At 57.2% G+C, this 23,856-nt stretch carries 25 protein-coding genes; 8 read left to right on the top strand and 17 right to left on the bottom strand.

From position 1 onward, the window contains the following. Positions 1–35 precede the first annotated feature (35 nt). From emrB to SPH27_RS17815, 12 genes are all read right to left on the bottom strand, one after another. Entirely contained in the window at positions 36–1,583 is a 1,548-nt protein-coding gene (gene emrB, locus SPH27_RS17870) for a multidrug efflux MFS transporter permease subunit EmrB (RefSeq protein WP_032660391.1), read from the bottom strand. Positions 1,584–1,599: 16 nt separating this feature from the next. Further along, the gene (gene emrA / locus SPH27_RS17865; protein ID WP_182072785.1) at positions 1,600–2,772 is read right to left on the bottom strand and encodes a multidrug efflux MFS transporter periplasmic adaptor subunit EmrA; all 1,173 of its coding nucleotides are present in this window, start codon (positions 2,770–2,772) and stop codon (positions 1,600–1,602) included. A 126-nt stretch (positions 2,773–2,898) separates the two neighbouring features. Next, the gene (gene mprA / locus SPH27_RS17860; protein WP_023333174.1) at positions 2,899–3,429 is read right to left on the bottom strand and encodes a transcriptional repressor MprA; all 531 of its coding nucleotides are present in this window, start codon (positions 3,427–3,429) and stop codon (positions 2,899–2,901) included. A gap of 313 nt (positions 3,430–3,742) precedes the next feature. Beyond that, complete coding sequence (locus SPH27_RS17855; protein WP_182072783.1) at positions 3,743–4,927, bottom strand: MFS transporter; 1,185 nt, start codon at positions 4,925–4,927, stop codon at positions 3,743–3,745. Between the two features lie 214 nt (positions 4,928–5,141). Continuing rightward, positions 5,142–6,137: a glycine betaine/L-proline ABC transporter substrate-binding protein ProX gene (proX, locus tag SPH27_RS17850; RefSeq protein WP_182072781.1), complete on the bottom strand. Its 996-nt coding sequence runs from the start codon at positions 6,135–6,137 to the stop codon at positions 5,142–5,144. A 9-nt stretch (positions 6,138–6,146) separates the two neighbouring features. Next, positions 6,147–7,211, bottom strand: coding sequence for a glycine betaine/L-proline ABC transporter permease ProW (proW, locus tag SPH27_RS17845; RefSeq protein ID WP_182072779.1), 1,065 nt, complete (start codon positions 7,209–7,211; stop codon positions 6,147–6,149). After that, positions 7,195–8,406, bottom strand: coding sequence for a glycine betaine/L-proline ABC transporter ATP-binding protein ProV (proV, locus tag SPH27_RS17840; RefSeq protein WP_039263415.1), 1,212 nt, complete (start codon positions 8,404–8,406; stop codon positions 7,195–7,197). Before proV ends, proW begins: the two co-directional genes overlap by 17 nt. Before the next feature lie 331 nt (positions 8,407–8,737). Next, positions 8,738–9,697, bottom strand: coding sequence for a class 1b ribonucleoside-diphosphate reductase subunit beta (gene nrdF / locus SPH27_RS17835; RefSeq protein ID WP_023333169.1), 960 nt, complete (start codon positions 9,695–9,697; stop codon positions 8,738–8,740). A gap of 9 nt (positions 9,698–9,706) precedes the next feature. Next, entirely contained in the window at positions 9,707–11,851 is a 2,145-nt protein-coding gene (nrdE, locus tag SPH27_RS17830) for a class 1b ribonucleoside-diphosphate reductase subunit alpha (RefSeq protein ID WP_182072777.1), read from the bottom strand. Next, positions 11,824–12,234, bottom strand: a complete 411-nt coding sequence (gene nrdI, locus SPH27_RS17825; protein WP_021241965.1) for a class Ib ribonucleoside-diphosphate reductase assembly flavoprotein NrdI — start codon at positions 12,232–12,234, stop codon at positions 11,824–11,826. The genes nrdE and nrdI overlap by 28 nt, the downstream gene beginning before the upstream one ends. Beyond that, the gene (gene nrdH, locus SPH27_RS17820; protein ID WP_182072775.1) at positions 12,231–12,470 is read right to left on the bottom strand and encodes a glutaredoxin-like protein NrdH; all 240 of its coding nucleotides are present in this window, start codon (positions 12,468–12,470) and stop codon (positions 12,231–12,233) included. Before nrdH ends, nrdI begins: the two co-directional genes overlap by 4 nt. Positions 12,471–12,713: 243 nt before the next feature. After that, positions 12,714–13,040, bottom strand: coding sequence for a DUF883 domain-containing protein (locus tag SPH27_RS17815; RefSeq protein ID WP_023308924.1), 327 nt, complete (start codon positions 13,038–13,040; stop codon positions 12,714–12,716). 160 nt (positions 13,041–13,200) lie between these two features. Here SPH27_RS17815 and SPH27_RS17810 point away from each other — a divergent pair, with 160 nt between their 5' ends. Continuing rightward, positions 13,201–13,545 carry a DUF2002 family protein gene (locus tag SPH27_RS17810; RefSeq protein WP_023308923.1) on the top strand — a complete coding sequence of 115 codons (345 nt, stop codon included), beginning with the start codon at positions 13,201–13,203 and terminating at the stop codon, positions 13,543–13,545. 32 nt (positions 13,546–13,577) lie between these two features. Here SPH27_RS17810 and alaE read toward each other — a convergent pair whose 3' ends face one another. Beyond that, on the bottom strand, positions 13,578–14,027 hold the full coding sequence (gene alaE / locus SPH27_RS17805) for an L-alanine exporter AlaE (RefSeq protein ID WP_008502567.1): 450 nt from the start codon (positions 14,025–14,027) through the stop codon (positions 13,578–13,580). Positions 14,028–14,523: 496 nt separating this feature from the next. Here alaE and stpA point away from each other — a divergent pair, with 496 nt between their 5' ends. Further along, positions 14,524–14,928 carry a DNA-binding protein StpA gene (stpA, locus tag SPH27_RS17800; protein WP_033146355.1) on the top strand — a complete coding sequence of 135 codons (405 nt, stop codon included), beginning with the start codon at positions 14,524–14,526 and terminating at the stop codon, positions 14,926–14,928. Positions 14,929–14,966: 38 nt separating this feature from the next. On the opposite strand, the gene SPH27_RS17795 is transcribed toward stpA, so the two are convergent. The 3 genes from SPH27_RS17795 to SPH27_RS17785 all read right to left on the bottom strand — a co-directional run bounded on the left by SPH27_RS17795 (position 14,967) and on the right by SPH27_RS17785 (position 16,056). Next, the gene (locus SPH27_RS17795) at positions 14,967–15,146 is read right to left on the bottom strand and encodes a hypothetical protein (protein ID WP_023308920.1); all 180 of its coding nucleotides are present in this window, start codon (positions 15,144–15,146) and stop codon (positions 14,967–14,969) included. A 79-nt stretch (positions 15,147–15,225) separates the two neighbouring features. Next, complete coding sequence (locus SPH27_RS17790; protein WP_064673542.1) at positions 15,226–15,747, bottom strand: rhodanese family protein; 522 nt, start codon at positions 15,745–15,747, stop codon at positions 15,226–15,228. Between the two features lie 9 nt (positions 15,748–15,756). After that, positions 15,757–16,056: an ArsR/SmtB family transcription factor gene (locus SPH27_RS17785; RefSeq protein WP_029742056.1), complete on the bottom strand. Its 300-nt coding sequence runs from the start codon at positions 16,054–16,056 to the stop codon at positions 15,757–15,759. Between the two features lie 179 nt (positions 16,057–16,235). Between SPH27_RS17785 and SPH27_RS17780 the strand changes: the two genes are divergently transcribed. Beyond that, a complete protein-coding gene (locus SPH27_RS17780) occupies positions 16,236–16,394 on the top strand; it encodes a YqaE/Pmp3 family membrane protein (protein WP_059312464.1) in 159 nt (52 codons plus the stop codon). On the opposite strand, the gene SPH27_RS17775 is transcribed toward SPH27_RS17780, so the two are convergent. After that, the gene (locus tag SPH27_RS17775) at positions 16,391–17,320 is read right to left on the bottom strand and encodes a LysR substrate-binding domain-containing protein (RefSeq protein ID WP_045888794.1); all 930 of its coding nucleotides are present in this window, start codon (positions 17,318–17,320) and stop codon (positions 16,391–16,393) included. The two genes, SPH27_RS17780 and SPH27_RS17775, sit on opposite strands and share 4 nt — an antisense overlap. A gap of 320 nt (positions 17,321–17,640) precedes the next feature. On the opposite strand from SPH27_RS17775, the gene SPH27_RS17770 reads away from it, so the two are divergent. From SPH27_RS17770 to SPH27_RS17750, 5 genes are all read left to right on the top strand, one after another. Beyond that, on the top strand, positions 17,641–18,246 hold the full coding sequence (locus SPH27_RS17770) for an ankyrin repeat domain-containing protein (RefSeq protein ID WP_039263421.1): 606 nt from the start codon (positions 17,641–17,643) through the stop codon (positions 18,244–18,246). Between the two features lie 107 nt (positions 18,247–18,353). Further along, entirely contained in the window at positions 18,354–19,895 is a 1,542-nt protein-coding gene (fdrA, locus tag SPH27_RS17765) for an acyl-CoA synthetase FdrA (protein WP_182072773.1), read from the top strand. After that, entirely contained in the window at positions 19,895–21,310 is a 1,416-nt protein-coding gene (locus SPH27_RS17760) for a DUF1116 domain-containing protein (RefSeq protein WP_182072771.1), read from the top strand. Before fdrA ends, SPH27_RS17760 begins: the two co-directional genes overlap by 1 nt. Positions 21,311–21,321: 11 nt before the next feature. Then, positions 21,322–22,902, top strand: a complete 1,581-nt coding sequence (locus tag SPH27_RS17755) for a hypothetical protein (protein ID WP_039263425.1) — start codon at positions 21,322–21,324, stop codon at positions 22,900–22,902. Beyond that, complete coding sequence (locus tag SPH27_RS17750; protein WP_033146348.1) at positions 22,899–23,855, top strand: carbamate kinase family protein; 957 nt, start codon at positions 22,899–22,901, stop codon at positions 23,853–23,855. Before SPH27_RS17755 ends, SPH27_RS17750 begins: the two co-directional genes overlap by 4 nt. Position 23,856: the final 1 nt, after the last annotated feature.

The raw sequence follows: 23,856 nt of genomic DNA, 5'->3' as shown, positions 1-23,856 counted from the left end.
GGTAAGCGCAGCGCCACCGGGCAACTGTCACAGGACTAGTGCGCACCGCCGCCGCCGCTACCGGCGCCAAACGGCGGTTTAGCAAACCACACCAGCCCCAGCAGGACGATAAAGATCCCCGCCGATATCCAGAAAATCTCGTTGGCGGAGATAATCAGACCCTGGTTGGTGATCTGTTGGGCAATCCACCCTGACGCCTGCTGCTCCGTCATGCCCATTCCCTGCAGCTGGTTGTACATCTGCTGAGAGTTCGGGTTGAACGGGTTCACCGCTTCGGTCAGCTGGGCATGGTGCATCGATTCACGGTTCGTCCACAGGGTGGTGGTGATCGACGTACCTATCGAGCCCGCCAGCGTTCGCGTAAAGTTCGACAGGCTCGATGCGGCCGCCATGCGCTCAGGCGGTAAACCGGAAAGCGTGATGGTGGTCAGTGGCATAAAGAAACACGCCACGGCAAAGCCCTGAATAAACTGCGGCCACGCGGACGCGCCAAAGTCCATTCCCGGTTCGAACGTATACGCGCGCCAGTAGAAGCACACGGCGTACATGATAAAGCTGAACGTCACCAGCCGGCGCATGTCGAGCTTGTGGGCGAAGCGGCCAATAATCGGCGACAGCAGAACCGGAATCAATCCAACCGGCGCCGAGGCTAAACCTGCCCAGGTTGCGGTGTAGCCGTATACCTCCTGCAACAGCTGCGGCAGCAGTACAATCGCGCCGAAGTAGAGCATGTAGGCGAGGCTGATACACAGACAGCCTATGGTGAAGTTTCGCGACTTAAACAGCGACAGGTCGACTATCGGGTTATCGTCCGTCAGCTCCCAGACAATCAGGAAGCTCAGCGACACCACCGCGACAATCGTCAGGATGATGATCTCCCGGGAGTTGAACCAGTCCAGCTCTTTGCCCTGGTCGAGCATGACCTGCAGGCTACCGATGCCGACAACCAGCAGTGCCAGACCAATGGCGTCGATACGCCGCTGTTCCGTCCGGGTTTCTCTGCCGCGCAGCGACTGGAGCGTCAGCATTACCACGAGGGCGCCAATCGGTACGTTGATGAAGAAGATCCAGCCCCAGTGATAGTTGTCGCTGATATAGCCGCCTAAGATAGGCCCGCAAATCGGCGCGACAATCACGGTCATTGACCACAGCGCCAGCGCAATCGAGCGTTTGGCTGGCGGGTAGTTGTTCAGCAGTAAGCTCTGCGACAGCGGGATCAGCGGCCCGGCGACAATCCCCTGAATGACGCGGAAGAAAATCAGCATCGTCAGGCTGCTGGACATGCCGCACGCCCAGGAGGCAAGAACGAACAATACCGTTGACCAGAGGAACAGCTTCACTTCACCGACGCGCTTTGCCAGCCAGCCGGTAATCGGAATGGAGATGGCGTTTGCCACCCCAAACGAGGTAATGACCCAGGTCCCCTGGCTCAGCGACGAGCCAAGGTTACCGGCGATGGTCGGGATCGCCACGTTTGCGATGGTGGAGTCCAGCACCTGCATGAATGTCGCCAGCGACAGCGCGATGGTCATAATGACCAGCTGCGCGCCTTCCAGCGGTTTTTGCGGCTTTTGCTGTTGCATAACGCTCACCTTCGGATTAACCGGCGTTTGCCTTCACGATGTCATCGATCAGCTTGTTGACCGGATCGAGGCTAATTTCACGGGCGTTACTTTCATAAGCCGGGCTGCTGCGCACCTGGCTTGCCAGGATCTGACCGTCGCGGTTGGCGGTGTCGACCGTCACCAGCGTTGAGAGGCCGATACGCAGCGGGTGATCCGCCAGCTGTTTGGCATCCAGCTCAATACGCACGGGCAGACGCTGAACCACTTTGATCCAGTTACCGGTGGCGTTTTGCGCAGGCAGCAGGGAGAAAGCGCTGCCGGTCCCCATGTCCAGGCCGACCACTTTACCGGTGTACTTCACGTCATCGCCATAGATGTCGCTGACAACCGTCGCGCTCTGGCCGATACGCATATGGGCAAGCTGCGTCTCTTTAAAGTTGGCGTCTACCCACAGATTGTCTGCCGGCACGACCGCCATCAGCGGCGTGGTTGGGCTAATCTGCGCCCCTGGCTGGACGGAACGACGGGAGACATAGCCGGTCATCGGGCTGACGATTTTGGTACGCTGCAGGGCAAGCCACGCGTTGCGCACTTCGGTCGCCGACTGCTGTACGGCGGGCTGGTTTTCCAGGCTGGTGCCCAGCACCATCGCCTGGTTGGCGTTGTACTGTTGAATGGCCACATCCAGCTGTGCCTGAGCGCTGGCAACGGCGTCGCGCGCGTGCTGCAGCTCTTCACGGCCAATCAGGTTGGCGGTGCCGAGCGGAACGCGGCGGTTCAGGTCGCTTTGCGCCTGCGCCAGCGCCGTTTTTTGCACGTCGATGTTGGCCTGCAGCTGTTTGCTGTTGATCATCAGCTGGCGGGTCTGACGGACGCTGGAGGCCAGCGCGGTCTGTGCTTTTTCAAACGCCTGCTGGGCGTCGGTTGGATCGAGGGTCACCAACACATCGCCTTTTTGCACAAAGTCGGTATTGTCAGCCCAGACTTTCGTCACGCTGCCCGACACCTGCGCCATAATTTGTACCTGGTTCCCTGCCACGTACGCGTCGTCAGTCTCTTCAGCATGACGCAGTACTAAAAACCAATAGATCCCATATGCCACGGCAATAATGATAAAGAGCAAGGTCAACAGAAGAAGGGCGCTCTTACGTTTGCCTTTCTTGTTGGCCGGTTGCTGCGGGGTAGTGCTCTCCGCATTTGCGCTCATTGTTGTTCTCCACGATCTTCTTATTTTCACATCGGCTGAGCCGACCTGTTGTCAGAAAGGCCAGCACTGTGACGTGCTGGCCTGTCGGTTTTCTTATGAATCTGGAATGGTGAGCGTGTCGTCGCGTTAGCGCAGCGCCTCAAGAACGGCGCCGTCTTCATCCATCTGGTCCAGACGGGTGAGCAGCTTGCGAGTGATGTGCTCAAGCTGGTCGCGCTCGGCGGTGCTGAGGACAGACCAGAGTTTGTGCAGGCAATTGTGCTGAGGTGGCAGCACCTCGCGCAGGAACTGGTGACCTTTATCGGTCAGTTGCAGATGCAGGCAGCGGCGATCGTTGTCGCTTTCACGGCGCTCAATCCAGCCGCGCTTTTCGAGTTCATCGGCAATACGGGTCGCATTGGTACGGGAGGAGCCCAGCGCGCAGCTCAGTTCGGAAGGCTGAATGCTGTGATTTTCCTGAGACTCCAGCGTAATCAACGCCATAAACAACGTCTCGTTAATCCCTTGAGCTTTCAGCATTTTATTACGGTTTTCCAGTAGCTTACCCTGCATGTGCATGCACAGGCGAGTCAGCAGGATTTCCTGATACGGGAAGTCCTCATGGCGACTGGCGCGGAATTTAAGCATTTGTTCAATGGGCGTAAACGAACTATCCATTTGGGCATAACCTCATTAATTACAGCCGATATAGTAACGATAGTGACAAATAATGTAAATGAATTATTTGTGCGGTTATATCCGCCAAACTTATGTCACCATCAGAAAGCGCCGGGTAAGTCCGTGACCCGGTGAGCACAGAAAGCGTTGGGTGTGAACCCGCTGAAGAGAGGATGTGAGGACGGGGGTCTGAACTATTCATGCCGATTGTAAATATGTCACCCACATTAAAATTTCTGGGATAAATGATTACGTTTACATTAACAGAGTGAAGGGCCTCTTAACACCCTAAGAGGCCAACTCAATGTAAATGTTAGTTAATTGCATCCTGACGGTGATAACCGCGCCACCATACTAGCAGGTTGAGGGTGGCGACGATGGCCCCGATCGCGCATACCCCCGACCAGCCCGCATGCTGCCACGCCGACGCTGAAATGAGTGAACCCGCCGCGCCGCCGATGAAGTAGCTGGTCATGTATCCGGCCGTCAGGCGGTTACGCGCCTCTGGCTTCACGCGATAGATGACGGTCTGGTTGGTGATGTGAACGCCCTGAACGGTGAGATCGAGCACCAGGATACCGACAATCAGCGCCAGCACCGAGATGTGTCCGTACCAGATCGCAGCCCAGGAGAGCAGAAGTAAAACCAGCCCTGCGGAGGTGGTCAGGTGGGATTTGCCCTTGTCGGCCAGCCCGCCTGCGGGACGCGCGCCCAGCGCGCCTGCGGCACCGGCCAGGCCGAACAGGCCAATCACCCCTTCGGAATAGTTGAACGGCGGTGCGGCCAGCAGAAACGCCATCGACGTCCAAAGAATGCTGAAGTTAGCGAAGGTGAAACAGCCCAGCAGGGCGCGGGTGCGCAGAAGCTTGTCCTGCGTAAACAGGCTGAAAACGGAGGCCAGCAGCTGAGGATAGTTCAGGTGATTTTCCTGCTTCACCTTTGGCAGCCCGCGCCACAGCGCCAGCGCCATAATGACCATCAGCACGCTCGCCACCCAGTATACGGTGCGCCAGCCGCCGAGGCTTGCCAGCAGCCCTGCAACGGTACGCGCCAGCAAAATCCCCAGCAGCAGGCCGCTCATGATGGTGCCCACCACCTTGCCGCGTTTTTCCGGGGAGGCGAGGGTCGCGGCGAGCGGGACCAGGATTTGCGCCACCACGGAGAACAGCCCTGTAAGCGCGGTACCGATAATCATCATCGTCAGCGACTGGCTGCTGGCGGTGATCAGCATCCCACCGGCGGCCAGCAGGGTCATGGAGACGATCAGCATTCGGCGTTCAAACATATCGCCGAGCGGCACCAGGAACAGCAGCCCGGCGGCATAGCCCAGCTGTGCAGCGGTGACGATAAAGCCTGCGGAGCTGGCGGAGAGATTGAACGCGCGGGCGATGGTGTCGAGAAGGGGTTGTGCGTAATAGTTGCTGGCGACCGCCAGACCCGTTGCCACGGACATTAAAAGGATGAGTGCGGGGCTAAGCCCTTGAGTTGTTTTTGTCATTAGTTTCAGGAATCGTTAGTTGAGTGATTATTTTTCCGGAAACCATAATAGCTAATGATTGTGAAAGTTGGGGGATTGTTGGGTGATGTATTGTGCGGTTTAGGTGGATTGTGCGGTTTGATCCCCTCACCCCGGCCCTCTCCCAAGGGGAGAGGGAGGTCATCGTCCCCTCTCCCTCTGGGAGAGGGTTAGGGTGAGGGGTAGGGTTTTGTTTTTACTTCTGCGCAGCAAGCGCCTCTTTCACCCAGCCGTCAAATTGCTGCTGGTGGGCTTTGATCCAGCCGTCAACGTGGCCTTTCACATCCGCTTCAGACGATTTGCCCGCATGCATCATCGCGTTCTGGGCATTGATGTCCGCCAGCGGCAGCTTCATCACCGAGAACAGCTTCGCCGCCGCCGGGTTTTTCTCCGCCCAGGCTTTATTAGCCACGATGTGCATGGTATTCACCGGGAAGCCGTAGTTCATGCCGTTCGGCAGCTTGGTGTCGATATCTTTCTGCTCGCCCGGCAGGGAGGAGAACGGCACCTGCAGCCACACCACGTCTTTGCCCGGCTTCAGCACGTCGCTTACCCAGTACGGCGTCCAGGTGTAGTAGATCACCGGTTTACCCTCTTTGAAGCGGGCAATGGTGTCGGCCATCATCGCTGAATAGTTGCCGTGGCTCACGTCGACCGTTTTCGCCAGATCGAAGGCTTTGTTCTGGTGGTTAATCACCGCTTCACAGCCCCAGCCGGGCGAGCAGCCCATCATGTCGGCCTTGCCGTCACCGTTGGTGTCGAACAGCCTGGCGATCTTCGGATCTTTCAGCTGTTCAATGTTGGTGATGTGGTACTTATCGGCGGTTTTCTTGTCGATCAGATACCCCTGCGCCGCACCCGTCACGAAGGTCCCTTCGCGATAGAACTTCTTGTCACCGCCGGCGGCGGCATACATGTCGTCGTGCAGCGGCTGCCAGTTCACCGCGGTAAAGGTGGCGTCACCGGAGGCAATCGAGGTGTAGCCCACGTTGTAATCTACTTCGCTCGGCGTGTTGACCGTATAGCCCAGCTTCTCCAGCGCGCGGCTGACGATCAGGGTCTGGAAGCTCTCTTCCGAAATGGTGCTCTGCACCGGCTGGACGGTAATGCCTTTGCCAGGCAGGTCAGCCGCAAACGCGCTGGTGGAGACAAGGGTGGCAAACGCTGTAGCAAAAAGTACGCTCTGTCGCATCGTTGTTCCTTATTTTGTAAATGGACGGGTCAGTAACCCGACAGGGCCGGTGGTATACCAGCGACGGTTGCCGCGACTGCGTGAATCACGACCGACGGCCTGGGTCAGGCGGTCAAGGATAATGGCGAGGATCACAATGCCGACGCCGCCGACGGTGGCCAGCCCCATGTCGAGACGGCCAATGCCGCGCAGCACCATCTGACCCAGTCCGCCAACGGCGATCATCGAGGCAATGACCACCATCGACAGGGCCAGCATCAGCGTCTGGTTAACGCCCGCCATGATGGTCGGCATCGCCAGCGGAAGCTGAACCTTAAACAGCATCTGGCGCGGGCTGGCGCCGAACGAGCGTGACGCTTCGATCAGGTCCGCAGGTACCTGGTTAATCCCCAGAATGGTCAGACGAATAATCGGCGGCAGGGCGAAGATAATGGTCACTACCACCCCCGGCACGTTGCCGATGCCGAACAGCATCACGATAGGCACCAGATAGACGAACGCCGGGGTGGTCTGCATCGCATCCAGCAGGGGACGAATTATCTTCGCCGCTCGCGGGCTGCGCGCCAGCCAGATCCCCATCGGCAGGCCGATGACAATGCAAAAGAGCAGAGCGGTCAGCACCAGCGCCAGGGTGATCATCGCCTGCGACCACGCGCCAATCGCGCCGATAGCGATCAGAGAGATCAGCGTGGCGACCCCCATGCCCGCGCTACCGAACTGCCAGGCGATCAGGGAGAACAGGATAATCGCCACCGGCGCCGGCATGCCCAGCATCAGCTGCTGGAAGCCGTTCAGGATGTAATCCACCGGGACGCGGATCCCCTGAAAGACCGGACGGAAGTGGGTGACCACCCAGTCGATCCCTTCCGTGACCCAGCTGTCCAGCGGGATCAGCGTTTTATGGAACGGATCCATGATGTTGAAATGTTCTGGCGCTGGCGCGGGTGCGCTGTTGAGCCAGTCTGCCGCGCCGCCGCCATCGGTCGGCGCTGGCGTGGAACCCCACGCGTCGGTGGATTGCGCAGCGCTGTCCGCTGCCTCAGCGGTGCCCCACGGGTTAGATTGATCGGTCATTGTTTGCCCCCTCGCGATCTAAAGCCTGCAGCAGCATCCGTTTTGAGATGATGCCGACGTACTGTTGTTCCTCACCCACGACCGGCACGGCGCACGGCGCCTGGCCCACGTGAGAGAGCAACTCGCTGAGCGGCGTTTCGGCGTCCACGGCAAGCGGAGCGTCAATTAACGCCGTATCGATTCCCTGGTTCTCAGTGAGAGCCGTTTTCAGGGAGTCGATGGAGACAATGCCAACAAATTTATTGCCGCGTTCAACCAGATAACCGTATTCACGGTCTTCATCCTGCAGCAGCTTCAGCGCCGAGCGCGGGCCGAAGCCTGGCGTTTTACGGATAATGCCGTTTGGCGTTCGGCGGGCAATATCTTTGGCGCTAAAGACCTGGCTAATATCCACGCCGCGGAAGAAGGTGCGGACATAATCGTTCGCCGGATTATTGAGAATTTCATCCGGCGTGCCGACCTGCACCACTTCACCGTTTTGCATAATGGCAATGCGGTCGCCAATACGCATGGCTTCATCCAGATCGTGGGAAATAAAGACAATCGTTCGCTGATGTTTAGCCTGTAATTTTACCAGCTCATCCTGCATCTCGGTGCGAATTAACGGATCGAGGGCGGAGAAGGCTTCATCCATTAATAATATGTCTGGATTAATGGCTAATGCTCGGGCTAATCCCACGCGCTGACGCATACCGCCGGAAAGTTCATCCGGGTACGCATGCGCATAATTTTCCAGCCCGACCTGACGCAGCGCATCAAGGGCTTTTTCCTGACGTTCCTGAGCCGGCGTGCCGGCTAATTCCATGCCGAAAGCGGTATTATCCAGCACAGTCATGTGCGGCATCAGCGCGAATGACTGGAACACCATTGCGATCTTCTTTCTGCGCACCTCGCGAAGCTCTGCGTCTGATATTCTGGCGATATCCACGCCGTCAATCAGCACCTGCCCGCGGGTGGGTTCAATCAGGCGATTGAGAAGGCGAACCATAGTGGATTTACCCGAACCGGATAATCCCATGATGACAAAAATCTCGCCTTCTTCAATGGCCAGACTGGCGTCTTTAACGCCAAGCGATAGCCCGGTTTTTTCCAGAATTTGCTCTTTCGTAAGGCCTTTCTCAATATATTTGAATGCGCGCTGCGGGTGCTCGCCAAATACTTTATAAAGATTTTTCACTTCTAATTTAATTGCCATGCAATAGAGAGTGTCCTGTTATTTGTTTATGCCGATATGATTACCATGGTAAATTGTTAACGGGCATAACCCTAACATACTGAGAATCTGAGACAACCCTGAGTCGGGCTAAGGGCGAAATTTTGAAGTAAGCGAAACGGCTGAATTTCCCATGAATAAAGGGCTGAGGGCGGTTTGAATTTTTCTCAATTTTTTGCTGCTGCGTCGGGAAATTTCGCCTGAACCGGAATAATTCAGGCGAATATGACGTGGAAATTACAGTGTAGTTGTTTTGTAAATATTAGAGTGGGAATTGTTGGGTTTATATTAAATTAACGAACGTTAGCGTTCATCAAAAATCCCAGTCTTCATCCTCGGTTTCCACCGCTTTGCCCATCACATACGATGAGCCAGATCCCGAGAAGAAATCGTGGTTTTCGTCGGCATTGGGCGATAGCGCGGCCAGAATCGCCGGGTTCACCTCCGCCATCTCCGGCGGGAACAGCGCGTCGTAGCCCAGGTTCATCAGCGCCTTGTTGGCGTTGTAGCAGAGGAAGGCCTTCACGTCGTCCTCCCAGCCTGTGCCGGCGTAGAGTTCCTCCGTATAGCTCAGCTCGTTGTCGTACAGATCCATCAGCAAATCGAGCGCAAAGCCTTTAAGCTCCTCGCGCTTCGCCTCGCTGACTTTCTCCAGTCCTTTCTGATACTTATAGCCAATGTAATACCCGTGCACCGCTTCATCGCGAATGATGAGCCGAATCAAATCGGCGGTGTTGGTGAGCTTGCCCCGGCTCGACCAGTACATGGGCAGCCAGAAGCCGGAATAGAAGAGGAAAGATTCCAGGAACACGCTGGCGATCTTTTTCTTCAGCGGCTCGTCGGCGCGGTAATATTCCAGAACCAGCTCCGCCTTTCTCTGTAGTGACTCGCTCTCTTCACTCCAGGCGTAGGCCGCGTCCACGTCTTTGGTCTGGCACAGGGTCGAGAAAATCGAGCTGTAGGAGCGGGCATGCACCGCCTCCATAAAGCTGATATTCGACATCACCGCCTCTTCGTGCGGCGTCAGCGCATCGCTCATCAGAGCCGGTGCACCGACGGTATTCTGAATGGTGTCCAGCAGCGTCAGGCCGGTAAAGACGCGGATCGTCAGCTGCTGTTCGGCGTGGCCGAGCGTTTGCCAGGCCGGAATATCGTTGGAGAGCGGAACCTTTTCCGGCAGCCAGAAGTTGCTGGTCAGGCGGTTCCATACCTCCAGGTCTTTATCGTCCTGGATTTTGTTCCAGTTAACGGCACTCACGCGTGACAGTTTCATCCTTTCTCCTTACAGCGCGCAGGACACGCAGCCTTCGATTTCGGTGCCTTCCAGCGCAAGCTGGCGCAGGCGAATGTAGTAGAGCGTTTTGATGCCTTTCTTCCAGGCGTAGATCTGCGCTCTGTTGATATCCCGCGTGGTGGCGGTGTCCGGGAAGAACAGCGTCAGCGACAGCCCCTGGTCCACATGTTTTGTCGCCTCCGCGTAGGTATCGATGATTTTCTCCGGGCCGATCTCATACGCGTCCTGATACAGCGCCAGGTTCTCATTGGTCATAAACGGGGCAGGGTAGTAAACGCGCCCGGTTTTGCCTTCCTTTCGAATTTCAATTTTCGATACGATCGGGTGAATGCTCGACGTGGCGTGGTTGATGTAGGAAATCGATCCGGTCGGCGGGACGGCCTGCAGGTTCTGGTTATAAATGCCGTAGCGCATCACCTCGTCTCGCAGCTGCTGCCACATCTCGCGCGTCGGCAGGGTAATCCCCGCGCGGGCAAAGAGTTCGCGTACTTTTTCGGTTTTCGGCTGCCAGTCGCCTTCGAGGTACTGGCTGAAATATTCCCCGCTGGCGTAGCGGGACTGCTCAAAGCCCGCGAACCGCTGGCTGCGCTCGCGCGCCAGCATCATCGAGGTGTGCAGCGCGTGCCAGGTAATGGTGTAGAAATAGAGGTTGGTGAAATCCAGCCCTTCCGGGCTGCCGTAGGCGATGCCTTCCCGCGCCAGATAGCCGTGCAGGTTCATCTGCCCCAGACCGATGGCGTGCGACGCGGCGTTGCCTGCTTCAATAGAAGGCACGCTGCGGATGTGGCTCATGTCCGATACCGCCGTCAGCCCGCGAATGGCGGTCTCCACCGTGCGGCCAAAGTCGGGGGAATCCATGGTGTGGGCAATATTCAGCGACCCGAGGTTGCAGGAGATATCCTTGCCGATGTCAGCGTAGTCCAGGTTCTCGTCGTAGGCTGACGCGCTGTTGACCTGCAAAATCTCCGAGCACAGGTTGCTCATGTTGATGCGCCCGGCAATCGGGTTCGCGCGGTTCACCGTATCCTCAAACATGATGTATGGATAGCCGGACTCAAACTGGATCTCAGCAAGCCGCTGGAAGAAATCGCGGGCGTTGATGGTTTTTTTGCGAATGCGGTCGTCGGCCACCAGTTCGTCATAAAGTTCGCTGATGGCCACGTCGCCAAACGCTTTGCCGTAAATACGCTCAATATCGTACGGCGAGAAGAGCGCCATCTCGGCATTCTCTTTGGCCAGTTTAAAGGTGACATCCGGGATCACCACGCCGAGCGACAGGGTTTTGATGCGAATTTTTTCGTCGGCATTTTCGCGTTTGGTATCAAGAAAACGCAGAATGTCCGGGTGGTGCGCGTGCAGGTAAACCGCGCCCGCGCCCTGACGCGCGCCAAGCTGGTTGGCATAGGAGAAGGCATCTTCCAGCATCTTCATCACCGGGATCACGCCTGAGGACTGGTTTTCGATGCGCTTGATCGGCGCGCCCGCTTCACGCAGGTTCGAGAGCAGAAACGCCACGCCGCCGCCGCGTTTGGAAAGCTGCAGCGCCGAGTTCACCGCGCGGCCAATCGACTCCATATTGTCTTCGATACGCAGCAGGAAGCAGGAGACCAGCTCGCCGCGCTGGGCTTTGCCGCAGTTGAGGAAGGTCGGCGTGGCGGGCTGGAAGCGTCCGGAGAGGATCTCGTCGGCGAGCTGCTCCGCCAGCGTTTCATCACCCTGCGCCAGGGTCAGCGCCACCATCACGGTGCGATCTTCAAAGCTCTCTAAATAGCGCTTGCCGTCAAAGGTCTTGAGGGTATAGCTGGTGTAGTACTTCCACGCGCCGAGGAAGGTCTGGAAACGAAAGCCGCTGGCGTGGGCGCGCTCAAACAGCTTCACCACAAAGGCGCGGTCGTAGCGGGTGAGCATGCGCGCGTCGTAGTAGCCCTCGTTAACCAGATAGTCGAGACGTTCATTCTGGCTCGCAAACGTCACGCTGTTGGGCCGCACGTGGGCGGCAAAAAAGGCGTCCACCGCTTCACGATCTTTATCGAACTGAATGCGCCCCTCCCGATCGTAGAGGTTAAGCATGGCGTTTAATGCGTGGTAATCCGGTGTCGCCTGAATCACCCGTTCTGCGGTTGTCGTTGCCAAAATTCGTTCACTCCTTTACGCACGTTTTCGACGTCCTGCTGTGTCCCCATCAGCTCAAAACGATAGAGATAAGGCACGCCGCATTTTTGAGAAATGACATCCCCGGCGCGGCCAAAGGCATCGCCGAAATTGCGATTCCCCGCCGCGATCACGCCGCGGATTAGCCCGCGGTTATGAGGATCGTTCAGAAAGCGGATCACCTGGCGAGGCACGGCTCCTGCCGTACCGCCGCCGCCGTAGCTGGGCACCACCAGTATGTAAGGTTCCTCTACCCGGATCCGCTCCCGCTCGTTCAGCGGAATGCGCACCGCAGGCAGCCCGACGCGCTCAATAAAGCGGAGCGTGTTTTCCGAGCTGCTGGAGAAGAAAACCAGCCCACTCATGCCCGGGCGGCCTGAGCGCTCAGGCGGTTAATCATGTCCGGGCGGAAGCCAGACCAGCTTGTTTCCCCGGCGACCACCACCGGAAGCTGACGAAAACCCTGCTTGCGCAGGGGGTCTGCGGCCTCGGGGACCTGGTCAACATTCACCATTTCAAACGCCACGCCGCGGCTTTCCATTGCCCGTTTGGTCGCGTGGCACTGAACACAATCGTTACGAGTGTAAATAATAATGCTCATGATTCGTATTTCCATTTAAAATGAGGGTACGGCGCGAATCATCGCGTCGGGTTGTGTGTGTCTTGCTAAAAGGAATACTAGATGTAGTTGTCTTAAGTTTCAACCATACAAGATATGGGAAATTTAGATTGATGTCGCCCCTGTGATGAGCACAGCGGGGCAGGGCAGGCTGTACGGGTTTTTCAGGCTAACGGGCATAAAAAAGCCCCGGCGCCTGAGGCTACCGGGGCAGAATACGCGGGATTATTTACGCAGGCTGAGCAGGGCACCGACGAAGATGCCGACCGCCGCGACGGTTCCCAGAGTACATAGCGGTTTTTCACGCACGAAGGTCGTAGCACAGCTTGCCATGTCGCAGGCAGCCTGCGTGGCGCGTGAACGTCCGTTCATACGGGCGCGGGTTTCACGGAGCAGAGACTGAGCCTTACGCTTTGCGGCATCCGCTTCGTCCTTCGCGTCACTTCCCCAGGACTTCAGCACCTCTTCCAGCGTGTCCGCTAATTGGCTGACATCATTACGAATATCCTGAGCGTCGTCGTTAATATCGTTTCGGTTCGGTCTGTTAAACATACGATCCTCCGTAATTTTGTGTTCCCGTTCAGTTTAGTTCAGAAATTTAATATCTGAAGCGCATCACGCGTTATCCGGCAGTTTATGGACTATTCTGAAAGCCCTGCTATTGCTGAATACTGTAAGGTTGCCGGGCAGGAAAAGATAACGAGGAAAAGATATGTATTTACGACCTGACGAGGTGGCACGCGTTCTTGAAAAAGAGGGATTCACCATGGATGAGGTGACGCCAAAAGCGTATGGATATCGCCGCGGCGAGAATTATGTTTATGTTAATCGCGAAGCAAGAATGGGACGTACCGCTCTCATTATTCACCCGACGCTGAAAGACAGAAGTCTGTCATTTGCTGAGCCTGCCTCGGATATTAAAACCTGCGATCATTATCAGCAATTTCCGCTCTATTTAGGCGGTGAACGGCATGAGCATTATGGTATTCCGCACGGTTTCAGTTCGCGTATGGCGCTGGAGCGATTTTTGAAGGGACTGTTTGGCGACGTACAGTAAATCCGCGACTGGCGTGCGCCAGTCGCTTCACATCACGCTTTTGCCTGGCTGTACTGGCTGACCTTAAACAGGCGGCGACAGTAGTCGAGGAAATAGCCGTAAACGGCTCCCATCAACATCGAAATAACGATATTCGAACTCACCGCCGCAGCGATCTGGTGCCAGTCTGCACCGACTGTCAGGAGAATGGCCACGTAAACCGGCGACTGGAACGTCACATACGCCAGAACGTCCGCCAGGTTTTTCACCCAGCCTGCAGGACTGATACGACGCGCGAAGCGCATTACCGCATCGCGGTATAAACCATAAGGCCATGCAATAATAATATTGACCGGGATCGCCACCAGACGAGAAGAAAGCGACTGCTCGAAGGACATTCCGGAGAGGAATATTTCGATCAGCATGTTCACGACGGAACAGTAAACAACCATCGCGAAAGTATCCGCCACCGCGTGGCGCAGGCGAGATTGCGGCGAGAACATGTCTGAACTCCTTGAGAAGAACACAAAAGAAACGATTTTCCTTCAGCGGTTAGTGCTTTAGGTTGGTTTGTTTGACGTGTATAGCGTATATCTCTGTGTTTGAACTAACAACTAGTTATTAATTTTTATTTAATCGCCTTTTGTCCACAAAATTCTCTAAAGTTGTTCGTTTTTTGTTCCGATCGTTATAATCTGTCTCGTTTGATATTTTTCATATTAAAATCAACAGCTTGTTTTTGTGGGTGGCGAGAAGCAGGAATCCCCACCTGATAGCGGTGGAGTATGCTGCGGTTTGGATTAAGGTTGGCTATTTATATTAATGTGGTGATTGGATTCACTGGTGTCCTGTCAGCGCCTTGCGCTATTATTAACAGCGAGTTCTAAATATATTAACGCTGATGCCCGTACGGACCCTTGGGTAGATATTTCAACTCAAATGAATTATTCTGTCGGCGATTTATCTATTTATCCCCCAAAGAAAAGGTTTTCAAATAATATGTCTTTGACGTTACAGAATCTTAATAATATCCGAACCCTGCGCGCCATGGCGCGTGAATTATCCCTGGACGTTCTTGAGGAAATGCTGGAAAAGGTCAGGGTCGTTACTGAAGAGAAACGCAGCGAGCTGACGGAATTAGAGCAGCAGCGTGCTGAGCAACAGGAAAAAATTAATGCTCTGCTGGAGCGGATGAAAGCCGATGGTATTTCCCCGACTGACCTGCTGGGTTCTGAACTGGCGCAGGCGGGTAAGCCAGCGAAAAAGCGTAAGCCGCGTGAAGCAAAATATCGCTTTATTGACCAGAACGGCGAAGAGAAAACGTGGACCGGCCAGGGCCGCACGCCGAAGCCTATCGCCAGCGCGCTGGCAGACGGTAAATCACTGGATGATTTTCTGATCTAACGGATGAGCCGGGCGGAACACGCCGCCCGGCTGACTGTTCAGCAGACGCCGAAATCGCCTTCTTCGGTATAAGGCGCCACGTCGGCGGCTTTCAGCGTATATTTCTCGCCTTGCTCATTGCTGGCCTGAACCGCCACAATGCTGTCACCGTTCACTTCGAGCACTTTCAGTTTCGGGCCGCCTTTACGCGGTTGCACATAATCACCGACAGAAAACATATTACCTCCTCATCGTTTTAGCGATCTTCACCTTAGCCCACGCATGACGCCGGGTACAGCGTATTTCACCGATTACTGCTTATGAGGTACGCCGGTTCCATGGCATCACCTTGAGCAGTCGCGCCATGCCGCAAAAGCCCGTCACACCGGCGAACAGCAGCCCGGCTCCGACAAAACCGCTGAGCAGGAAAAAGCCGCTGGAGACGCTATAGCCCAGCACCACGCCGCAGAGTATCAACAGCCCGGCGGCAATTTGCACCTGACGCATCAGCGGCAGCGGCTGGGATTTGTCTTCAACGGTTGGCAGCCCCGCCTGCTTCCAGCCCTGAATCCCCCCCTCGACCACAAATGCCTCTGCGGGCGCGGCGGCCTGAGCAAGGCGCTCGGCATTCCCCGACGTCCGGGCGCCGGACTGGCAGTGAAAAATCACCGTATCGCCCGCCTGCGCGTTAAGTGCGCCGGGTAAGGTATCCAGCGGCACGGACCGCGCGGCGGGAATATGCTCGCGGGCGTACTCGTCGGCATCACGAATATCAATCAGTTTTGCGCCTTCAGCGACCCGGGCATTGGCCTGACGCGGTGAAAGAAGAGGAAGTGACATGGCGGCTCCTTACGGACAATAAAGGGTTTTCAGGGTGCTGATAAGCTGATGTACCGCATCGTTTTTAATGGAATAGAGAATGCGCTGCGCGTCGCGGGTGCTGTCGATAAGCCCTTCCTCACGCATGCGCGCCAGATGCTGCGACGTGGCGGAAGGACTTAGCCCCGTGGCTCGCGCAAGCTCCCCCGCGCTGGTGCCGGGCGCTCCGCACAGGGTGCAGAGGATCAGCAGCCGACGCGGGTTGCTCATCGCTTTTAAAAGTGTGGCGGCCTGCCCGGCGCTGGCCTGAAGCTGTTCGAGTTCGGTCATGATAGTTTAGTGTTTGCTTAATTAAGTGAATGCTAAACTAATCCGGTGCATTAAACCAGCGTCAAAAGCGTAAAAGAGGGTAAACGCGAGGCCCGGAACTGGTACAGACGAATAAACTGGCTATGCTTACAGCGTTCTCTTTATTATTTTCAATGGATTAGATTGAACGGAGTGTTTATATGGGATTTTGGCGTATTGTTTTTACGATCCTCATACCGCCGCTGGGCGTGCTGTTGGGTAAAGGGTTAGGCTGGGCGTTTATTATCAACATTCTTCTGACGCTGCTGGGCTACTTCCCAGGCCTCATTCACGCGTTTTGGGTACAGAGCAAAAGCTAGGCGCGCCACAGTAAATCGCTATAGATATCGGTCAGCACCCCTGCCGGACCAAACTGCTGCTTGATCCACCGCGTGACCTGGCCGGTTGCGGCATGCTGCGTGGCGAGCAGCATGCGCGAATCCTGACGCGGGTTGTTTATCCGTCGGGTGACCAGCAGCCCCGTGTCTACCGCCTCGCGGACCATGTATTCCGGCAAAAAGCCAATCCCTTCGCCCAGGATCTGACACTGACATTTGGTGTTAAAGTCCGGGACCAGAATCGCCTCCTGCCCGTGCAGCAGCCAGCCAACCTTTTTGTTAATGGTGTGCGCGGTATCTTCCACCATGATGTTGGGATACAGGCGCAGCTGGCTTTCCGCTATTGGTTCCGGGGTGAATGCCAGCGGGTGTTCCGGCGCGATGGCAAACACCCAGCGAATGGCGCCGATCTCTGTGTAATCAATCCCGCCGCCGTCCAGCAGCGTGTCCGGCGCGCCAATCGCGATGTTGGCCTGGTTGTTGATGATGGAGTCCCAGACGCCGTTGTAGACCTCGGTGGTCACGGTGATCTGACAGGTGGGAAACTGCTTTTTCAGCACCTGCAGCAGCCGCGCCGTGTGGCGTGGGGTATACAAAAGCTGGTTGATACAGATGCGCACCCGCGCCTCAATGCCCTGAGAAATGGTATCAATCCCGCGCTTGATGGCGTGAAAGTCGTTCAGCAGGTCGGTGGCCTTACGGTAAAAGTAAAACCCGGACTCGGTCAGCTCGATGCTGCGCGTGCTGCGGACGAACAGCACCACGTCCAGCCCGGTCTCCATGCGCTTAATGGTGTAGCTGATGGCAGATGTCGTCACGCCCAGTTCGGCGGCGGCTTTGCTGAAGCTGCCGAAGCGTGCGGCGGTAGTAAAGGCCAGCAGGTTTTCCTCGGTAAAGATGGAATTCATATCTCACTCCCTTCAGCCATCAGTTTTGAACATATTTTAACAGCGTCGTTACAACGCATTTGAAGCCGATCACAGTTCTGACTCTTTGTCGAAAGCCGCACGCAGTAAGGCTTCGTCAGGCATAAGCATAATGCAGCCAGAAGCGCTAAAAAGCGGAGAAACATAAGAAAAAGGTTGCACAGACGCACGTTTTAACCAGTTTATTGAATTTATCTCAACAATGAATTGACTGTCGATGAATCATTTTTAAGCGGATTCTTTTATCACCAGGCTGTTGCTATTCTCAGGTCAACAGAAATAAAAACATCGGGAGTCTGAATATGTCTGCGAACGAACTCGTTACTGAATTTCTGCTGGCGGCAGAAGAGGGCAATAGCGATGCGCTAAAAGCCTGTCTGGAGAAAGGCGTGGATATTAACGCCACCAATCGACAGAAAAGAACCGCCGTTATTATTGCCAGCCTGAAAAAGCATTATGACTGCGTGGCGTTATTAATTGCCGCCGGGGCGGATATTGATAAACAGGATCAGACCTGCTTTAACCCTTTCCTGATTAGCTGCCTGACCAACGATATCACCCTGCTGCGCCTTGTCCTTCCGGCAAATCCGGATCTCGATCGCCTGACGCGCTTTGGCGGCGTGGGCATTACCCCTGCCAGTGAAAAGGGGCACGTGGAGATCGTGCGCGAGCTGCTGGAAAAAACGGATATCAACGTCAACCACACCAACTTTGTCGGCTGGACGCCGCTGCTGGAAGCGATCGTGCTCAACGACGGCGGCGCAAAGCAGCAGGAGATCGTTAAGCTGCTGCTGGATCACGGCGCGAACCCGCACATGACCGATAAATACGGTAAAACCCCGCTCGAGCTGGCGCGGGAAAAAGGCTTCGATGCAATAGCTGACCTGCTGCTGGCGGCGGGCGCATAACGCATTCGGTCAGCCGCGTCCGGCTGGCCGTTAATTTAAAAAGCATTTTTACCGACGTGCATTTTGCACGACGGCGGCCCCCTTTTATCCGCGTTCAGGAGAAAATAATGCCCACAAAAATCGTCATAAAAAAGAACACCTATTTTGACTCCGTCTCATTAATGTCCGTTTCCACCAAAGCCAATAAATTACCGGGCGTCGAGCAGGCGTTTGTCGCGATGGCGACGGAAATGAACAAAGGCGTATTAAAAAACCTCGGGCTATTAACGCCGGAATTAGCGGAAGCCAAAAACGGCGACCTGATGATCGTAATTAAAGGCGACGCGGCGAATGATGAAACGCTGGCGGCCATCGAAGCGCTGTTCATGCGTAAAGAGAGCGGCGGCACCCATGAAGCGCGCTACGCTACGATTGCCAGCGCCAAAACCCATCGCCCGGAGAGCAACCTCGCGGTGATTTCCGTCAACGGCACCTTCGCCGCCCGCGAAGCGCGCCAGGCGCTGGAAAACGATCTTAACGTGATGCTGTTTTCCGATAACGTGTCGCTCGACGACGAGCTGGCGCTGAAGCAGCTGGCGCATAAGAAAGGGCTGCTGATGATGGGGCCGGACTGCGGCACCGCCATCATCAACGGCGCGGGATTGTGCTTCGCCAACGCGGTGCGCCGCGGACCGATTGGCATCGTCGGCGCATCCGGCACCGGCAGCCAGGAGCTGAGCGTGCGCATTCACGAATTCGGCGGCGGCGTGTCGCAGCTGATCGGCACCGGCGGGCGCGATCTCAGCGAGAAAATCGGCGGCCTGATGATGCTCGACGCCATCGACATGCTGGAAGCCGACGAGGGCACCCAGGTTATCGCGCTGATCTCCAAGCCGCCAGCGCCAGCCGTGGCGGAGAAAGTGCTGGCCCGCGCGCGCGCCTGCCGTAAGCCGGTGGTTGTCTGCTTCCTTGGGCATAGCGAACCGCCCGCCGATGAAGACGGTCTGCAGTTTGCGCGCGGCACCAAAGAGGCGGCCCTGAAGGCGGTCCTGCTCACCGGCATCAATAAAGAGTCCCTCGATCTGCATCCGCTCAACTGGCCGTTGATTGAAGAGGTGCGCGCCCGCCTGACCCCGCAGCAGAAGTACATTCGCGGCCTGTTCTGCGGCGGCACCCTGTGCGACGAGGCGATGTTCGCGGCGCTTGCGAAATTCGACGACGTCTACAGCAACATCCAGCCGGATCCGGCTAAGCGCCTGAGCGACATAAGCGTCAGTAAAGCCCATACCTTCCTCGACTTTGGCGACGACGATTTCACCAACGGCAAGCCGCACCCGATGATCGACCCGACCAATCGCATCAGCCGCCTGCTGCAGGAAGCCCGCGACCCGGAAGTCGGGGTAATTGTGATGGACTTCGTGCTGGGCTTCGGCGCGCACGAGGATCCGGTCGGCGTAATGATCGACGCCATTAAAGAGGCGCAGGCCATCGCGAAGGCCGATAACCGTCCGCTGGAAATTCTCGGCTACGTGCTCGGCACTGACCAGGATCCGCAGTCGCTGGCGCAGCAGTGCCAGCTGCTGACCGACGCAGGCGTCATCTGGGCCAGCAGCAGCACCAACACCGGATTACTGGCACGCGAATTTGTCTGCAAAGGGGAGAAAGCATAATGACGACCTTATTCAACCAGCCGCTGAACGTGATTAACGTCGGCATTGCTATGTTCAGCGACGATCTCAAAAAACAGCACGTTCCCGTCACCCAGCTCGACTGGACGCCGCCGGGGCGGGGCAATATGCAGGTCGTTGAAGCGCTCGATCGGCTGGCGGAAAAACCGCTGGCGGAGAAAATCGCCGCCGCTAACCAAATCGCCCTTGAGCGCATTATTCAGTCTCATCCGGTGCTGGTGGGCTATGACCAGGCCATTAACGTTGTGCCGGGCATGACCCGCACCACCATTCTGCACGCCGGTCCGCCTGTCGCCTGGGAGAACATGTGCGGGGCGATGAAGGGGGCGGTCACCGGGGCGCTGGTGTTTGAAGGGCTGGCGAAAGATCTGGACGATGCGGCAAGGCTCGCCGCCTCGGGAGAAATTACCTTCTCGCCGTGCCACGAGCACGACTGCGTGGGCTCGATGGCGGGCATCACCTCCGCGTCGATGTTTATGCACATCGTGGAGAACAAAACCTACGGCAACCGCGCGTTCACCAACCTCAGCGAGCAGATGGCGAAGATCCTGCGCATGGGCGCCAACGACCAGAGCGTGATCGACCGCCTGAACTGGATGCGCGACGTGCTTGGCCCGATGCTGCGCGACGCGATGAAGATCGTCGGCGAAATCGACCTGCGCCTGATGCTGGCCCAGGCGTTGCATATGGGCGACGAGTGCCACAACCGCAACAACGCGGGCACCACGCTGTTGATCCAGGCGCTGACGCCGGGGCTGATCCAGGCGGGCTATCCGGTGGAGCAGCAGCGCGAGGTGTTCGAGTTCGTCGCCAGCAGCGACTACTTCTCCGGCCCGACGTGGATGGCGATGTGTAAGGCCGCGCTGGACGCCGCTCACGGCATTGAGTACAGCACCATCGTCACCACCATGGCGCGTAACGGATACGAGTTCGGCCTGCGCGTTTCCGGCCTGCCGGGGCAGTGGTTCACCGGCCCGGCGCAGCAGGTAATTGGCCCGATGTTCGCGGGCTATAAGCCGGAAGACTCCGGGCTGGACATCGGCGACAGCGCCATCACCGAAACCTACGGCATTGGCGGCTTTGCGATGGCGACGGCCCCGGCAATCGTTGCGCTGGTGGGCGGCACGGTGGAGGAAGCCATCGACTTTTCCCGCCAGATGCGCGAAATCACCCTCGGCGAAAACCCGAACGTCACCATTCCGCTGCTCTCGTTTATGGGCATTCCGACCGCTATCGACATCACCAAAGTCGCGGGCAGCGGCATTCTGCCGGTGATTAACACCGCCATTGCCCATAAAGACGCGGGCATCGGCATGATTGGGGCGGGCATCGTTCACCCGCCGTTTAGCTGTTTTGAAAAGGCGCTGTTGACCTTCCGCGATCGCTACTTTTTATAAGGCATGCATCCATGAAAAACATGAAGCTGGAGTGGAAAAGAGGTGACTGGGCGGCGTATTTCGGGTTGATGACCAATAACCTGACCAATTTGCTGACCATGATGGGGCTGCTCATTTTTGTCGTCGGCATCCCGAAGGAGATTGTTTATGGACGCATCGCGCCGGCCTTCGGGCTGGCGGTGCTGGTCGCGAGTATTTGCTACGCCTGGTTCGGCATGCAGATGGCGCGCGCCACCGGGCGTACGGACGTGACCGCGCTGCCGTCCGGCCCGAGCGCGCCGTCGATTTTTACCGTGACTTTCCTGGTGCTGATGCCGGTTTATCAGCAGACCGGCGATGCGGACTTCGCGATCCAGATTGGCCTGGTGTGGTGCTTCGTGGAGGCGATGATCCTCGCGGGCGGTTCGTTCCTGGGGGAAACCATCCGCAAGATGATCCCGCGCACCGTGCTGCTGTCGTGCCTCTCCGGTTTGGGCCTGCTGCTGCTGGCGATGAACCCGATGCTGCAGGCGTTCGAAGCGCCGACCGTGTCGTTTATCGTGCTGCTGCTGATCTTCATCAACTGGTTCGGTAAAAAGCCGATTTTCGCCCGTATCCCGACCGGTCTGCTGCTGTTGATTGCCGGTACGGCACTGGCGTGGATCTCCGGCCTGCAAAGCCCGGAAGCGATTAAAGCGTCCATGTCATCCTTCGGCTTTAACCCGCCGGAAGTGCACGTGGACAGCTTCATGCAGGGCCTGCCGCACGCGCTGCCGTATCTGGCCTCTGCCGTGCCGCTGGGGCTGGCGAACTACATCTTTGACCTGGAGAACATCGAAAGCGCCCACGCGGCGGGAGATGCGTACCCGACGCGTAAGGTGATGCTGGCGAACGGTCTGGCGTCGATGCTCGGCTGCCTGATGGGGAATCCGTTCCCGGTGACCGTCTACGTCGGCCATCCTGGCTGGAAAGCGATGGGCGCGAGCATCGGCTATACGCTGGCCTCCGGCGTGACTATGTTCATCGTGCCGCTGTTCGGGCTGGGGGCGTTTATGCTCGCCATCATTCCGATGACCGCCATCGTGCCGATTCTGGTGTTTATCGGTGTTGTTACCGCCAACCAGGTGGTAAGGGAAACGCCCAAAGTGGAGGTGCCGGTGATCTTCATCTGCCTGTTCCCGTGGATCGCCAACTGGGCGCTGACGATGATGAACAGCGTGATGGGGGCGGCGGGCACCAGCGCGGCGAAGATCGGCACCGACGTGCTGCACAGCAAAGGAATTTACTACGAAGGCCTGGTGCATCTCGGCAACGGCGCGCCGCTCGCCAGCATGCTGTGGGGCTGTATCGCCATTTTCGCCATCATCAACAAGCCGCTGCGCGGAGCCGTTGCGGCCGCCGTCGGGGCGCTGCTGGCGCTGTTTGGCGTGATCCATGCCCCGGTGGTGGGCTTTGCCGAGGGCAGTTCGCTGATGTTCGTCACCGCGTATCTGATGATGGGCGGCATGTTTGTGGTGAAGCATGTGCTGGATTTCTCTGTTACTCCCCCTCTCCCTGTGGGAGAGGGCCGGGGTGAGGGCACCAGAACGCACCTTCTAAAGGACACAAAATGAAAGAGCTTATGGTCGTCGCCATCGGCGGCAACAGCATTATCAAAGACAACGCCAGCCAGTCGATTGAACACCAGGCGCAGGCGGTGAAAGCGGTGGCAGAGTCGGTGCTGGAAATGCTGGCATCCGACTATGACATCGTGCTCACCCACGGCAACGGCCCCCAGGTGGGGCTGGATCTGCGCCGCGCCGAAATCGCCCACGAGCGGGAAGGGCTGCCGCTAACCCCGCTGGCAAACTGCGTGGCGGACACCCAGGGCGGGATTGGCTACCTGATCCAGCAGGCGCTCAACAACCGCCTGGCCGCGCGCGGGGAGCAAAAAGCGGTCACGGTCGTTACGCAGGTGGAGGTGGATAAAAACGATCCGGGCTTTACTCACCCTACCAAACCTATCGGTGCGTTCTTCACCGAGGCGCAGCGCGACGAGCTGCAGCAGGCACACCCGGACTGGCATTTTGTCGAGGATTCAGGCCGTGGCTACCGTCGCGTGGTGGCCTCACCGCAGCCGCTGCGCATCGTTGAGGCCGACGCCATCAAAACGCTGACGCAAAAAGGCTTTGTGGTGATCGGCGCGGGCGGCGGGGGGATCCCCGTGATTCGCAGCGAGCAGGGCGACTACCAGAGCGTCGATGCGGTGATTGATAAAGATCTCTCTACCGCGCTGCTGGCACGCGAGATCGGTGCCGACGTGCTGGCGATCACCACCGGCGTGGAGAAGGTGTGCATCAACTTCGGCAAGCCGAACCAGCAGGCGCTGGACACCGTCAGCGTGGCGCAGATGACGCGCTACAGGGATGAGGGCCACTTCCCGGCGGGCAGCATGCTCCCCAAAATCGTCGCCTCGCTGGAATTTTTACACCACGGCGGCAGGCGCGTGATTATCACCTCGCCGGACAGCCTGCCCGCGGCGCTGCGCGGGGAAACCGGCACCCATATTGTTAATGAAGGAAGATAAG

This window comes from Enterobacter sp. A103 (assembly GCF_034427535.1).
GTDB classification, from domain to species: Bacteria; Pseudomonadota; Gammaproteobacteria; order Enterobacterales; family Enterobacteriaceae; genus Enterobacter; species Enterobacter asburiae_B.
Note: the sequence above shows the minus strand (reverse complement) of the source record. Positions and strands in the feature narration are given on the sequence as shown.

Excerpts from the sequence above, each read along its gene's own strand:
- emrB (WP_032660391.1), bottom strand. The coding sequence starts at position 1,583 with ATGCAACAGCAAAAGCCGCAAAAACCGCTGGAAGGCGCGCAGCTGGTC.
- mprA (WP_023333174.1), bottom strand. The coding sequence starts at position 3,429 with ATGGATAGTTCGTTTACGCCCATTGAACAAATGCTTAAATTCCGCGCC.
- SPH27_RS17775 (WP_045888794.1), bottom strand. The coding sequence starts at position 17,320 with ATGAATTCCATCTTTACCGAGGAAAACCTGCTGGCCTTTACTACCGCC.
- SPH27_RS17815 (WP_023308924.1), bottom strand. The coding sequence starts at position 13,040 with ATGTTTAACAGACCGAACCGAAACGATATTAACGACGACGCTCAGGAT.
- alaE (WP_008502567.1), bottom strand. The coding sequence starts at position 14,027 with ATGTTCTCGCCGCAATCTCGCCTGCGCCACGCGGTGGCGGATACTTTC.
- nrdI (WP_021241965.1), bottom strand. The coding sequence starts at position 12,234 with ATGAGTGGGCTGGTTTTCTTCTCCAGCAGCTCGGAAAACACGCTCCGC.
- proW (WP_182072779.1), bottom strand. The coding sequence starts at position 7,211 with ATGACCGATCAATCTAACCCGTGGGGCACCGCTGAGGCAGCGGACAGC.
- proV (WP_039263415.1), bottom strand. The coding sequence starts at position 8,406 with ATGGCAATTAAATTAGAAGTGAAAAATCTTTATAAAGTATTTGGCGAG.
- SPH27_RS17780 (WP_059312464.1), top strand. The coding sequence starts at position 16,236 with ATGGGATTTTGGCGTATTGTTTTTACGATCCTCATACCGCCGCTGGGC.
- SPH27_RS17790 (WP_064673542.1), bottom strand. The coding sequence starts at position 15,747 with ATGTCACTTCCTCTTCTTTCACCGCGTCAGGCCAATGCCCGGGTCGCT.
- stpA (WP_033146355.1), top strand. The coding sequence starts at position 14,524 with ATGTCTTTGACGTTACAGAATCTTAATAATATCCGAACCCTGCGCGCC.
- SPH27_RS17795 (WP_023308920.1), bottom strand. The coding sequence starts at position 15,146 with ATGTTTTCTGTCGGTGATTATGTGCAACCGCGTAAAGGCGGCCCGAAA.
- SPH27_RS17785 (WP_029742056.1), bottom strand. The coding sequence starts at position 16,056 with ATGACCGAACTCGAACAGCTTCAGGCCAGCGCCGGGCAGGCCGCCACA.
- nrdF (WP_023333169.1), bottom strand. The coding sequence starts at position 9,697 with ATGAAACTGTCACGCGTGAGTGCCGTTAACTGGAACAAAATCCAGGAC.
- SPH27_RS17750 (WP_033146348.1), top strand. The coding sequence starts at position 22,899 with ATGAAAGAGCTTATGGTCGTCGCCATCGGCGGCAACAGCATTATCAAA.
- SPH27_RS17855 (WP_182072783.1), bottom strand. The coding sequence starts at position 4,927 with ATGACAAAAACAACTCAAGGGCTTAGCCCCGCACTCATCCTTTTAATG.
- fdrA (WP_182072773.1), top strand. The coding sequence starts at position 18,354 with ATGCCCACAAAAATCGTCATAAAAAAGAACACCTATTTTGACTCCGTC.
- SPH27_RS17755 (WP_039263425.1), top strand. The coding sequence starts at position 21,322 with ATGAAAAACATGAAGCTGGAGTGGAAAAGAGGTGACTGGGCGGCGTAT.
- nrdH (WP_182072775.1), bottom strand. The coding sequence starts at position 12,470 with ATGAGCATTATTATTTACACTCGTAACGATTGTGTTCAGTGCCACGCG.
- SPH27_RS17770 (WP_039263421.1), top strand. The coding sequence starts at position 17,641 with ATGTCTGCGAACGAACTCGTTACTGAATTTCTGCTGGCGGCAGAAGAG.
- SPH27_RS17760 (WP_182072771.1), top strand. The coding sequence starts at position 19,895 with ATGACGACCTTATTCAACCAGCCGCTGAACGTGATTAACGTCGGCATT.
- proX (WP_182072781.1), bottom strand. The coding sequence starts at position 6,137 with ATGCGACAGAGCGTACTTTTTGCTACAGCGTTTGCCACCCTTGTCTCC.
- emrA (WP_182072785.1), bottom strand. The coding sequence starts at position 2,772 with ATGAGCGCAAATGCGGAGAGCACTACCCCGCAGCAACCGGCCAACAAG.
- SPH27_RS17810 (WP_023308923.1), top strand. The coding sequence starts at position 13,201 with ATGTATTTACGACCTGACGAGGTGGCACGCGTTCTTGAAAAAGAGGGA.